The sequence below is a fragment of the Trichocoleus sp. FACHB-90 genome (assembly GCF_014695505.1).
In the GTDB taxonomy this organism is placed as follows: Bacteria; Cyanobacteriota; Cyanobacteriia; order Cyanobacteriales; family FACHB-T130; genus Funiculus; species Funiculus sociatus.
This window is the reverse complement of the sequence record NZ_JACJOK010000103.1, coordinates 24,523-37,131: the sequence shown is the minus strand read 5'-3', so window position 1 is coordinate 37,131 and position 12,609 is coordinate 24,523. Positions and strand designations below refer to the sequence as shown.

The window sequence follows — 12,609 nt, the reverse complement described above, 5'->3', positions numbered from 1 at the left end:
TGGCGGAAAGCTGAGCTGATTCGCCGCATAGAAGACTTACCCGTTATTTCCGTTTCAGTCCCCTTGCGGGGATTATGTTGGCGGAAAGCTTTGAAGGTGGTACACGTAGTGAAAAGGTGGAAAAGTTTCAGTCCCCTTGCGGGGATTATGTTGGCGGAAAGGACAGCGTATAACGATGGGCAGACAGGTGAAGAATAGTTTCAGTCCCCTTGCGGGGATTATGTTGGCGGAAAGATAATATTATCTTTCTGGTAATTGAAAGCTTTTATATGTTTCAGTCCCCTTGCGGGGATTATGTTGGCGGAAAGCTTGGTTAAACCACAAACTAACGTGTGGTTTAAATTTGTTTCAGTCCCCTTGCGGGGATTATGTTGGCGGAAAGTCCCCCCCGGCGCTCCATTCTGTCGCCAGTCTCCTTTGCGTTTCAGTCCCCTTGCGGGGATTATGTTGGCGGAAAGCTCATTATCCCGATCTAATTCATATTGATGTGCGATGTTTCAGTCCCCTTGCGGGGATTATGTTGGCGGAAAGTTTAATCATGGTACACAAGATGTCTGTTTACGTTCTTAAGTTTCAGTCCCCTTGCGGGGATTATGTTGGCGGAAAGTGTACAAAGAATGGAACAAGAAAAGAAAACGGTTTACGTTTCAGTCCCCTTGCGGGGATTATGTTGGCGGAAAGTCTGCATTAGGCATAGGGTCTGTAGGAGAAAGAGAGATGTTTCAGTCCCCTTGCGGGGATTATGTTGGCGGAAAGGTTTGGGTTCCTATCTCCTGGCGAATAATTTCTCGCGTTTCAGTCCCCTTGCGGGGATTATGTTGGCGGAAAGTGCGGGCGCTGCAAAAGCATATCAGGGATGAAATCGTGTTTCAGTCCCCTTGCGGGGATTATGTTGGCGGAAAGTTAGAAATATTAGCCATTATAAGTTAGTCCCTGTGTAGTTTCAGTCCCCTTGCGGGGATTATGTTGGCGGAAAGGATAGGAAAAGATACAACTGTTTGGGTAAATGGCTTAACTGTTTCAGTCCCCTTGCGGGGATTATGTTGGCGGAAAGCCAGATGAATATAAAGAAAACAAAGATGAACCTGTAGTTTCAGTCCCCTTGCGGGGATTATGTTGGCGGAAAGAGTAAATGGCGGCGATGGTCTGAGCTATCGATGGGTGTTTCAGTCCCCTTGCGGGGATTATGTTGGCGGAAAGCTAGTTAATGGATCATAGCCAGAGCTATCAGTAGAGTTTCAGTCCCCTTGCGGGGATTATGTTGGCGGAAAGTTCAGCCAAAAGCTTCATGTTCTTAGTAAACCCGTTTCAGTCCCCTTGCGGGGATTATGTTGGCGGAAAGTTAAAGCGTCTGTTGCCCAAGAGGAGCGACGTGTTATCTGTTTCAGTCCCCTTGCGGGGATTATGTTGGCGGAAAGCTTCCTTTGTTTTCTACTATGGACTTGAGGGTAAAGGTTTCAGTCCCCTTGCGGGGATTATGTTGGCGGAAAGTCCGCCTGGAGCGAGATACCTACGGCAGTGTCGAGTTTCAGTCCCCTTGCGGGGATTATGTTGGCGGAAAGCGAACATTTTTGGCACCAACTGACCAAGTACCTGAAAGTTTCAGTCCCCTTGCGGGGATTATGTTGGCGGAAAGTAGTCAATTAATTGACACGCAAATTATAGTAGAAAGTTTCAGTCCCCTTGCGGGGATTATGTTGGCGGAAAGGCAAGTAGTTAATGCGGATGCGGGTATGTACATATGTTTCAGTCCCCTTGCGGGGATTATGTTGGCGGAAAGTTTAGAACGCGCCACAGAAATAGTTTCTCAGGTGGAGTTTCAGTCCCCTTGCGGGGATTATGTTGGCGGAAAGCGACCAAGCACCAGCAGTCATCCACCCCCACGACCGTTGCGTTTCAGTCCCCTTGCGGGGATTATGTTGGCGGAAAGTCTAGAGAAGCTTTTTGAGTTCTTTGTTGTGAAAGAAGTTTCAGTCCCCTTGCGGGGATTATGTTGGCGGAAAGTGGAGTAGGCGGTGCTTTTTTTGGTATCGTATCTTGGGTTTCAGTCCCCTTGCGGGGATTATGTTGGCGGAAAGATAAAACCGTGGGTATTGTGGGATTGCCATTACCTGTTGTTTCAGTCCCCTTGCGGGGATTATGTTGGCGGAAAGATATCAAGGGTTACAGGTTCCGGTAAGGTTCTTTGGTGTTTCAGTCCCCTTGCGGGGATTATGTTGGCGGAAAGGGCTCTATCACCGCCGTGGGACGCTTATCTAGGAATGTTTCAGTCCCCTTGCGGGGATTATGTTGGCGGAAAGGCAGCAAAGCGCCTACTTGAAGAGCTATTATTAGGGTTTCAGTCCCCTTGCGGGGATTATGTTGGCGGAAAGTCACCAATTTGTGAGCGGTTTTGTATTGGAAGTCTTGTTTCAGTCCCCTTGCGGGGATTATGTTGGCGGAAAGACAGCAAAGTCATTCCACTGGGGAAACTGGAGGAAGGTTTCAGTCCCCTTGCGGGGATTATGTTGGCGGAAAGTCCTGAGCGGTTGGTGACATACTCGACATCCAGATCGGTTTCAGTCCCCTTGCGGGGATTATGTTGGCGGAAAGTGTTACCCTAGAATTTTCTGATTTTCAGTCAGCGGTTTCAGTCCCCTTGCGGGGATTATGTTGGCGGAAAGCTCTTCAGAATCTTCCTCACTGTATACAAGTTGCTCTTGTTTCAGTCCCCTTGCGGGGATTATGTTGGCGGAAAGAGCGCCGTCTGAAACTTATACGGCAAGAGGATTCAAAAGAGAGTTTTCGTAAGTCTCTTTCAAAACCTCATTTCAGCCATCGCTATTGCAGATTTTTAGCAATAACGAGGCTACTGAAAACTTTTAAACTATTTAGTTATCAAGGTTCTGGCGTTTTTCGTGAGATCGCACAGGTTTTCGCCCCCGCTTCGACCTACGAAAATTTTGGCTCTTCCAATTATAGGATGATAATTTTATCTTGACGAGGGTGTTCCGAACCGTAAGTAATCGTGCGTTTCACGGCACCTGCATCCAAGACATAAACTCGCACCGAATCCTCTTCGGGTTTAATCAGCTTCTCAATAGAGATTTGCAGCGAAGCAAACTGCATGGCATCCAGAAAGCACTCAAACACACTATACTGCATCCACTTTCCATAACCAGAAAGCAGTTTGTGCAACCGCGTGCGCCGCTTATTCCCGGCTTTAGTATCTGGTACATCGTAAATAATCAGATAAAAGAGAGTGTTCTTCATCGTTGATGCCTCATCGCAAGATCAAAGATGCCTCATCGCAAAGTCAAAGGCTTATAAGGGACACCCTCTTGCAGATGACGACTCAACAGCCGTGCTTGTAACTCAATCGCTCGCCGATAGGTACAGCGATACTCAAACACCGGATGCTTAATCTCATCGTTCATCTTGCGCTCAAACGCTTGGAGAAACGTCTTGCGTCCCGACTCCGACAAACGATAAGCTCCCAAACTTTCCGTAAAGTCCTCCGGCTGGAGTTCACGATGATTCAACACCGACAGCACCAAACTATCCGCAACTAACGGACGGAACTCTTCCATCAGGTCAAGCACCATTGAGGGCTGTCCGTGATGCACCTCATGCAGGTAGCCAATGTACGGGTCTAATCCCGCCAAATGTACCGCCGCCGTCACCTGCATCCGCAACAGTCCATAAGCAAAACTCAACAAGGAATTAACCGGGTCAGTCGGAGGACGGCGATTGCGTCGCGGAAATGACCAGGGTTCTTTCAATAGGGCATCCCAACAGGCAAAATACTCTTTAGCCGCCAGTCCCTCCACACCCCGCGCTTGGTCGAGTGTAGCTTGCTCCCTCACCAGTTTTTTATGGGACTTGAGCGGAGTGTCCCCCACCTTATGGCGATAGAGGATGAGGTGTTGGTTGTGGATTTTGGCAGTAACGATCGCTTTGACCAACTCCAGCCGCCGTTCGGTATCGTGATACAAGGCATACTGAGCCAAGCGCAGTGGGCCATTGCGAGAGTGTCCAGGTAAAGCACTACCGAGATATTTACCAAACCCAGAAAGATAGTGAATTGGCATCCCCAATTCCAGAGCATAGACCAAAGCATCTCCCGTCACCTGGGGATTACCCATCAAGACAACCTGTTCGACCGTTTGCGCTGGGACAGACTTTTTCTTCCAGGAACCATCCTCCTGCTTCAGAGCAACAGTAAACGCTTCGTAAGTCTTACTTAAAACAGCTTCGGGTTGAGTCACATAAAGTACAGACATCGCTTAACAAACCTCACGGAGTAGATGTTTCACTTCAAAGGGCAGACAAATACCAATCAAGCTGCACGCCTGACACTTCTTGGGGTTGTCGATAGGTGGAGGCATTTTTCCTTGGGCAGTCAGTCGAGAAAATGCGATCGCATTTTCTGTTGCCTCACGCAGAAGGTGAGTAAACATCACCTTCTGCCGCCGTCGATTGCCGTGGTAGAAAATTTCCCCATAACTAATGCAGCAACCCAAGCGTTCTTCCAAACACAAAGCCGCAGCACACAGTTGAAAATGGTCATTTAGGTGCTGCGCCATCTTGCCCTTTTTGTATTCCACCGGGACTAATTCACTGTCATGTTCTTCAACCGCATCAATGATGCCACTGACCAAAAGGCGATCGCTCCATACCCACTGCTGCTGATAAATGACAGTGCCTTCCTCTTGAGTAATTCCCGCTTCATCAATGTTGCGATGGATATGGCGACCTAGGAGAATATGCTCGTTATCCTCCATTTCTCCTAACTGATATTCGAGATAAAAGCGTCGCGGACAATATTCCCAGGCGTTAAGATACGCAAGCGGGAGGTAGTTTTCTGTAGTCATAGTTCATAGTTCATAGTTCATGATTGCTGACAATGGGCGATGAACAATAGACAATTAGCAATCAACGGATACGGACTTGCCCCATTCCCATTCCCGTCTTGCGTCCAACACCCGCAAAATTGGCAAAATGAGCGAGGATTGTGGCAACCTTGGCTTGTTGGGGGTTAGGAAATTCATAGCGCACCCATCCAGTTGTGCCAATTTCTGCCCCACCCTTCAAGTGAAGTACCTGAGTTCCGAGTTCATAAGCACAAGTCAACCCCTGCCACTCAAGGTTGAGAAACTGAAGTTCGACTGGGACAAAGGCATTCCAGCGGCGTAGCAGATTGCCGAACACCAGTTCTGGTAAAGGAAAGGGTTGGATGCGCTGACCTTGCTTAAAGCTAGTTGGGGAAAGGAACAGGAGTTCGATGGTGTTTAAGGGCGAGACTTGGGATAAGGCTTCAAAGCTACTGGTATGCAGCCGTTCTACCCAGCGACCCAACCGACACGAGCGATCGCTTAACGTAATTTCACGTCCTAGGTCTTGACTTAAACCCCAAAGCATGGGTGAGAGCAATTCCTTCTGCAACAGTCCAATCCTTAAGTACATCGGTTGCCTTGAAGAACTGGGTTGAATGCTCAAAGCGAAGGGAAGATGATTTTGCTGGTACAATTGTTCAGCTAACGCCGAATCAGCCAATCCCAACCAGCGAAAGCACAGGGCATGAATCGCCCGTCCCAGATTAGCTGGGAGCGGTTGCCCTAAAAAAATGGGAATTCGTAGGACGTGCAAGTCGTGAGTATCGACTTCAACGCCTGCTAGGTCATAACTTTTCCCCTGCCATTCAACAGCGCTACTCTGGCTAATTTGCTCGACTAATTGCTGCACGAGTCTGGGATAAAATTTAGCTTGAGGTAAAACCGCGATCGCTTTTGTGATGCCTTGCTCTCGGCATTGCGGTATCCAAACTGGGGTGAGTTCCCCCTCTCGCGACCAATCCCCTAAAGGCATTGACCTTACACGGGTTGTCGAGCGCAATACCACACTTAACCCAGCAATTTTCGCATCAGATTCGTTGGTAGAAGTCATAACGCGCACTGCTCCCCCTCAGTTCCAGGGGTAAGAACCCCGGTTTAATGATTCGGTCTTTATCCAACTGAGCCTTTTGAGTTGAAAACGGATTGATTTTAGAAAAGGTACTTTTATCCCCCAAGTCATCCATTGGTTGAACCGTGAAGCTTTGATTTGGATTCGGTTGCCATTGAGGTTGCTCAGTCTGCACGGTAGCGTGGGGTAGATATTGGAAAAAGCAGCCACGTTTCCCGAAATAGTTAATCTGAGCAAACAACCGTTCCAATTCTTGAGAGTGTTGAGTGAGTCCAGAGCAAATCTGCAAATTTCCTTCCAGATGCACCCACTCCCGAAATACAAAACCATCCTGCATTGGTACAGTGGGTCGGCTTTTATCAGCCTTATCAGCGGTTTGGTCGTAGTAACGAAGTTTGTAACCGTTGCGATTCACGACCAACCGTTCTGGAGGCTGGATATAGACTTGCAAGTCGCGAATCCAGGTAAATTGGTGGCTAATCCAGGTATCAAAATCGTTACGATGTAAGTGTCCTTGACTTTCTAGCAAGACCTTCAACAGCGCCATTTTGATGGCGTAGGGAGTCGGGACTAAGTTTGATCGCGCTGCCATACTGGTGGCATCCGAGCGCTTGAGGGAAAATAAACTCACTGGCTGATAACTGACACTGAGCCACATAGAAGGTCGAGTATCAGAATCAGTTTCCTTCGAGCTGACGTTTGATTTACTCAATCGCTTCGGCATCATCACTCTCCCAAGGTTGCGCTCGCTCAATCAATACCTGAATCTGTTGGGCAAATTCTGCCATTGTTTCGAATGGAAAACAATAAATCGTGCCTGCACCGTTGAGACTATTCAAAGTATTAGCAAGGCTCTCAATTTGACTGCTATAACTCTCCTCTAGAGGACTAACCATTGGTGCAGGACAGCGACGGGTACTGACTGTAATTACCCCTTCAAAGAAATCGGCATGAGGCAGATGGGTATTCCGCTTCGCACCATTCGGTTGCATATAGGTATAGAGTACGCTCTTGAGCAAAGCATCCAAACGTTTTTTCCGTTCAATTACATCAATGGTGTAAGAAAAATTGTGAGGATTATAGCCAATCCGGAATGCTTCCAAATTCAAAACAGTTGCATACAAACCCGAACTAATTTGTACGTTAAACGGTGTGGGATTATCGATGCCGTATTTGGCATGAAAGTAACTTTGAGTTTTCACCAAAGTGGGTAAACCTACTACCGTCCCAAATTCAATCGCTGACTCGCGTTTTAAGGTTTGTCCTCCCTTAACCGTAACCATAAATCCCTCTAGGTCACTCATCGTACAGCGCTGAAGGACTCGGCTAGTTTTTGCTGCTAAGTCAGTATCCTTGTCTGTAAAAACTGGCTGTTCTGTTGTTAGATCGTAGCCAATGCGGTCGGGATGAAATTGCTTACCTCCTTCCGAAAGAGCCAGTCCCTCTTCAATCGCAATTCTGTGCAAGTGTTCCGCTTGAACGTGCTTGAGCATATCGCCGGATACCCCATTGACGTACTCCGGTTCGTTCATGCCTTTCTGAATAATGTAGTAACGCCGAGTTAAAGATTGGTTCCCTTCGTTACCTTCATTATTCAGAGCATGTAACTGCAAGGATAATGCTCCACTAATAGAAATTGAATAAACCGAAAATTTGCTATTATTCATCTTCACTTTCTCCTGAGTCAACTTCTTTATCTAAATTAAAATCTGCTTCTCCTGCTTCTTCATCCACACTCAAATCTGCTTCTCCTGCGTCCTTTGCTTCGTCTACTTCGTCTGATTTCGTCCACTTAGCATAGCCATAGGCAATGAGCAGATTGGCAACTAAGCTACAACCGAATCTGTCATTATTAATTAGAGCGATAACTCGGTCTAAGTCTTTCTTCGTCGTCCAAACTCGTTTGAGAGTTTTCCCTTCTTTTTGCAGCTGTTCAGAAATTCGCAGATTCTCATTTTCATAGCTGGTTAAAAAGGCAGCTAGTTCAGTGATAAAATCCTTTTTAGAGCCTGACTGACTGCTCAAGCGCTGGGCGAGTCCATAGGTGCGCTGCCAATCCAGTTCTTTGAGTCCATTTTTCGTTTGAATCTTTCCGGCGTAGACGGTAGCACTATTAATGGCTCTGGCAATTCGTAAGAAACCTGGATCTTCAGTAATCTCGGTTAGCGACCAGTCTTGTTCGTCCTGGCGCTGTTTGAAACTTTTGGTCATAAGATTCATTCCCTGTATGGAAAATAAGCGGGGTGGTCGAGATTTTGGCTCTGCTAAACGACGGATAATATATTCGGCATATTGAATTTGAAATTGAAAGAAATTTTGTAAATTATTTCCGCTGATAAACCCTCGATAAGCTGTTAATAATTCACTATGCCCCTCCTCAACAGATAGGGAACTGATGATGGCTAGATGCTCGTTTAAGATGGCGTGATAATCCAAAATTTCGCTCGGATTGGTGGGGCGAATCCATCCGGGAAGTCCTAGATTAAAGATTTCTTTAACACCATAAACTTGTCCTTTTTGCCCGAAATGGGTGCCGGCGAAGCCGCCGACGAAGTGATTAACGGGTTCCCATATATCTAGGTCATCTTCAGTTTGTACCTCAGCTTGAGCTTGATGGTGATTGAGTAGTTCTTGACAAAATCGCAGTACCAATTCGGCATCAAATCGGGCAATTCCATGACCGCCCCCAGGTGGGTTATACTGGCGGAGGCGATTTAGCACCTCGCGGTATTTTTCTAATGGAATATCTTTGGGTTGGAGAGCTGTTACTCGCCAGTCGTAAGCGCGATCGCTAATTTTGACTCTCTCGGAAATCCCAAAGGTAAATAACCCATTGGCAATCAGCCACAAACTGAGCCAATCTATTGTTTGAGGGTCAAATCTATTTCCATCTGCTTTTACCCGGCTAACACCTTGGACGGCGGTGGGAAGGTAAACTTTGACTGCACGCGCTTGCAGTGGCAGTTTACATCCTGTGGCAGTAAAAAATAACTCACTCACCTGCTCGCTTTCTGCCTTCAATGACGAGAGACTTTCTTCGCTAAAAGCTTGCAGAATAGCCTTAATTAAGGCTCCAAAGTTATCTCGCTGTTCCCATCCTTGAAGCCACAACTCGTTGTGGTTTTTGTCATGGCGCATGGAGGTAAGAATGGCAGCATTTTGAGTGCTAGGATGGGGTGGCTTTGGGGCATCTTCTCCTGTTTCTACTTGACCGCGATTCTGATATAAATATTCTCGGTAGAGCTTGCGAATTTCTCCTGCCTTAACAACATCAAAAATTGGTGTTTCAGGAGGAAGCTTACTGCGGTCGGTTTTCTGACCGCAGACGGGGGGAAAGGGATTGACGTAGGAAAGGGAGGCAATGGGTTCCAGATTGACTGGTTTTTTGAACTGGATGCGATAGTGCCTTCCTTCGTCGAGGAGCTGTATCGGTGTGGTTTGTTTAGTTTTATTTAGGACATATTCCGCAAGAGTTGCTAGACCTAACATCAAAAATGTATCGGCGTAAGTGCCGAATTTTTTGCCCACCAACAGGCTCGAAATCATAACCTTAGTGCTGTTCTATTCGTGGAAATTTATCTTGAACAGCATTCTACTCCCCTCTGGAAGACCCCTCTTCCAAAAGAGATTTTTTTGTTTGCCTCGTTGTTCGGTAATTAAATCTTGAGTAACATTTCCTAGTTTTGCCTGGGAATGAAAGAATATCTATTAAGTAGTCTTTGCAGCCTGAAACTAAAAGGCAACGCCATAAAAGCGATGAAGCAGAAGAAGGATATTTATTAAGCAGTCTTTGCAGCCTGAAATTGCTCCATCACCCGTTCTCGCACGCAATCCCCAGCGATTGCTGCAATCAACTCCCAATCCTGTTGCGTCAGAACCCCCCTCAACAGTTCTCGCAACCTAGAGCGATCTAAAAGAGAATCACTCCCTCCAGCAAAGATCGCCAAATCTTCCTCCAACATAGCCAATAGCTGCTGTTGCACTTCCGGCGCGGGATGAAGCAACCGTTCCATTAGTAACTTCCGCCCGCAAACAGTAGCAGCATAAGTCCCCACCCCCAAATTCCACTCTGCCAACAACTCTCCAAACGAGCGCATCACCATTGAACGCAACCTCACCAAACGGCTATAGGCTTCAGGATGTGCTATCAACGCACCCAAGGAAGCCCCCCAATCAAAACCAGCTTCGATGTCGCAGTCTGCCTCATCCTCAAGGCGAACAGCTTCCCTTAGCCACCCCTCGTCATAGGTAAAACTTTCCCAATTAAACTCCATCTACTCCCCCTAGGCTTTCAACCAGCTTGCCCTCTCAATTTTTCTACCCTCAGATCCGACCGTACTCGAAATAGATTAAATCTTCCTTGTCAGGATCTGGTCCAAAATTCATCATATTCCTCGAATCGTAAAACCTTTGTGCCTCTGGCAGGGCATGGAGGCTAATCCTACCTTCATACCCCAAGTCTAAGCTCCTGCGCCTCGCAAAGTTTAATAACAAGGTTCCGACACCTTTCAACTCAGGCGGTTGCTGAATCGTCCGACGGTTCCAGGGTGCCGTAGCCAAAGCCTCAACATAGACAATCCTCCGCCCCACCTCAACCTGGGAACGATGCCACTGCGTCTCGATCCACATCAGCCCCTGCGTCCTCTCCTCATACTCGATAGCATAGCTCTCGTAGTTTTCATTATTCAGAGACATTCGCTTCTTCAATACCCAATCCCAATATTTGTCTTCTTGGCGATACAGCAATAGTTGCTGAAGCCACAGATTATCAAAGTCATCCAGGTGTTTGGGAGCCAAAGATAGCAAAGTAGCCTCAACGATCTGATTGTCGCGACCTCGAACTAGCTGTATGGATTGCTGCACTGCTTGCTCCTCACCCTGACTTACCTATCTCACCTTCAATGCCAATCTTTTGTAACGTATGGATTGCTGCACTGCTTGCTCTTCACCCTGACCCTAAAATTTTCTTGCTCAAGGTTCTGGAGCTAATTAGCACGTTATCGCTTCCATTGCCTGACAAGAACTTCTCCAGAACTTTTCTCCGGGCTGATGTGGAGATACTTGCTAGTAGTATTTAAACTTTCATGCCCCAATGTCGCCTGAACCAAATGAACGGGCACCCCTTCATCTAAGGCATGGGTAGCATGGCTGTGCCTGAGCCAGTGTGGAGATACACTTTGTGCATTCTCTAATCCAGCAGCATGAGCTGCTCTTTTCACAACCCGATGCACATTTGAGGGAGCTAAAGGCTTTCCCGCTGCACTGGCAAACACCGGGGCATCCTTCAAGGCATTTCCCTTAAAATCACTCAGCTCTTGCCACAGCTCCACTGGCAAGCGGATTCTTCTCGTCTTCCCCCCTTTCCCATAAACGCTAATCTGTCCACTGGTGCGATTGGGAATCACATCTCGCCATCGCAAGCCGCATAACTCCGACACTCGAATTCCCGTCAGATATAAAGTTTTGAGAATCAAACGATTGCGAAGATCGCGCTCGTTCTCAATCAGTGCATCCACCTCTTCCCTGGTTAGGATGCGTTCAACCAAAATATCTCTCGGTGTGGGCAGCTTGAATTGTCTGGGGATCGGACTGCGCTTGATGGGCGGATTTTCCAGTCCAATCACATAAGAGAAAAAAGCCTTAAGAATATTTAGATGCTTAATTTTGGTAGTATCGGCTTCATGAAGACCATCCAACCAGTCTCTAACGTGTCGCAGCTGAATCTGAGTCACATCAGACGGCACAACAGCAGTAAACTTCCTAATGGTGTTCTGATAAGTCACCCTAGTTAAACCATGATGGATGTCCAACCATTGCTCTACCAAGTCAGATACTGCTGTCATTTATAAGGCAACTGAAGCGATAAGAGTAGCAATCTACTATTATACACCTCAGTCGCTAAAGACTTTGATTTCTCGTTGTCGCTTGGTTTTTGGCTGTCCAGTTAACCAAAGCTTATCAATGTCACTTTCCCCACCCCACGACAGAATCAGGTTTCAGTCATGAAGAATGATTTTTGCTTATACCAGAGAGCGCGATCGCAATTTTCGGCTATAATTCCCTACCTTTGACTGGTAAGCGATCGCAGAGCAAACACAGATGGCAGAATCACCTAAGCTTGGGACACTTTGTCCCGTGGAGTAGCAGCAGAAGCTCCAAGACATAGCAAAAACGTCTGGACAGGAAGAAACTGAGATTTTACTTTAAGCGATCGCCCGGTATTTGAAGAAAACTGACAAGAGCAATGTGAAGGGTGCGATCGCGTTTAACCCGGTTTATAGTTCCAGTGCTACTCGCACCCGCACTATCCTGGGGAAAACACAGAAATGCTTGCCAATAGACATCTCCGAAAATTAGTCTGAAATCCTTGCCCTGCCTGAGTCGATATTTAATTTCTGGAGATGTCTAATGCCGTTCCGAGCAACTTGAGGTGCTGGATTAAACAGGAGCTGTGCTAATACTAATTTCCGATACCACATGAGAAAAATTAAACTTCACCCGGTCATCTTTAGTCCGGTTGTGCTGCACTATCGGCGATTTTTGTCTCAATGCCAAATTAAATGACATCAAGACAAATTCGTGTCGCTCGCGCGGAGTCGCTCTACTGCAAGATTGCACAGAAGTTTGCGCGAGCGACCTATCATCAAGCGCCAAAGGATTACCTAC

At 47.0% G+C, this 12,609-nt stretch carries 12 protein-coding genes and 1 CRISPR repeat array (1 of these 13 only partly in view); of the genes, 2 read left to right on the top strand and 10 right to left on the bottom strand.

Annotation, left to right across the window (positions count from 1 at the left end; all coding sequences use genetic code 11):
* Positions 1-2,738: direct repeats of the CRISPR family, unit length 37 nt; unit sequence GTTTCAGTCCCCTTGCGGGGATTATGTTGGCGGAAAG; it reaches 97 nt to the left of the window's first position.
* Between the two features lie 217 nt (positions 2,739-2,955).
* The 10 genes from cas2 to H6F74_RS28415 form a co-directional block, all read right to left on the bottom strand.
* On the bottom strand, positions 2,956-3,252 hold the full coding sequence (gene cas2, locus H6F74_RS28460; RefSeq protein ID WP_190445456.1) for a CRISPR-associated endonuclease Cas2: 297 nt from the start codon (positions 3,250-3,252) through the stop codon (positions 2,956-2,958).
* A gap of 32 nt (positions 3,253-3,284) precedes the next feature.
* Complete coding sequence (gene cas1d / locus H6F74_RS28455) at positions 3,285-4,262, bottom strand: type I-D CRISPR-associated endonuclease Cas1d (RefSeq protein WP_190445455.1); 978 nt, start codon at positions 4,260-4,262, stop codon at positions 3,285-3,287.
* A gap of 3 nt (positions 4,263-4,265) precedes the next feature.
* Positions 4,266-4,853, bottom strand: a complete 588-nt coding sequence (gene cas4 / locus H6F74_RS28450) for a CRISPR-associated protein Cas4 (RefSeq protein WP_190445454.1) — start codon at positions 4,851-4,853, stop codon at positions 4,266-4,268.
* Positions 4,854-4,914: 61 nt separating this feature from the next.
* Complete coding sequence (gene cas6 / locus H6F74_RS28445) at positions 4,915-5,925, bottom strand: CRISPR system precrRNA processing endoribonuclease RAMP protein Cas6 (RefSeq protein ID WP_190445453.1); 1,011 nt, start codon at positions 5,923-5,925, stop codon at positions 4,915-4,917.
* Entirely contained in the window at positions 5,903-6,601 is a 699-nt protein-coding gene (locus tag H6F74_RS28440) for a hypothetical protein (protein ID WP_206756376.1), read from the bottom strand. The genes cas6 and H6F74_RS28440 overlap by 23 nt, the downstream gene beginning before the upstream one ends.
* Positions 6,602-6,647: 46 nt before the next feature.
* Positions 6,648-7,610 carry a DevR family CRISPR-associated autoregulator gene (locus H6F74_RS28435; RefSeq protein ID WP_190445452.1) on the bottom strand — a complete coding sequence of 321 codons (963 nt, stop codon included), beginning with the start codon at positions 7,608-7,610 and terminating at the stop codon, positions 6,648-6,650.
* The gene (locus tag H6F74_RS28430) at positions 7,603-9,489 is read right to left on the bottom strand and encodes a hypothetical protein (RefSeq protein ID WP_190445451.1); all 1,887 of its coding nucleotides are present in this window, start codon (positions 9,487-9,489) and stop codon (positions 7,603-7,605) included. The genes H6F74_RS28435 and H6F74_RS28430 overlap by 8 nt, the downstream gene beginning before the upstream one ends.
* Positions 9,490-9,722: 233 nt before the next feature.
* The gene (locus H6F74_RS28425) at positions 9,723-10,217 is read right to left on the bottom strand and encodes a hypothetical protein (RefSeq protein ID WP_190445450.1); all 495 of its coding nucleotides are present in this window, start codon (positions 10,215-10,217) and stop codon (positions 9,723-9,725) included.
* Between the two features lie 49 nt (positions 10,218-10,266).
* A complete protein-coding gene (locus H6F74_RS28420; RefSeq protein ID WP_190445449.1) occupies positions 10,267-10,806 on the bottom strand; it encodes a GNAT family N-acetyltransferase in 540 nt (179 codons plus the stop codon).
* Between the two features lie 134 nt (positions 10,807-10,940).
* Complete coding sequence (locus H6F74_RS28415; protein ID WP_190445448.1) at positions 10,941-11,786, bottom strand: tyrosine-type recombinase/integrase; 846 nt, start codon at positions 11,784-11,786, stop codon at positions 10,941-10,943.
* Positions 11,787-11,959: 173 nt separating this feature from the next.
* On the opposite strand from H6F74_RS28415, the gene H6F74_RS28410 reads away from it, so the two are divergent.
* Positions 11,960-12,109, top strand: a complete 150-nt coding sequence (locus tag H6F74_RS28410; RefSeq protein WP_190445447.1) for a hypothetical protein — start codon at positions 11,960-11,962, stop codon at positions 12,107-12,109.
* Between the two features lie 56 nt (positions 12,110-12,165).
* Entirely contained in the window at positions 12,166-12,300 is a 135-nt protein-coding gene (locus H6F74_RS30790; protein WP_277875887.1) for a hypothetical protein, read from the top strand.
* Positions 12,301-12,609: the final 309 nt, after the last annotated feature.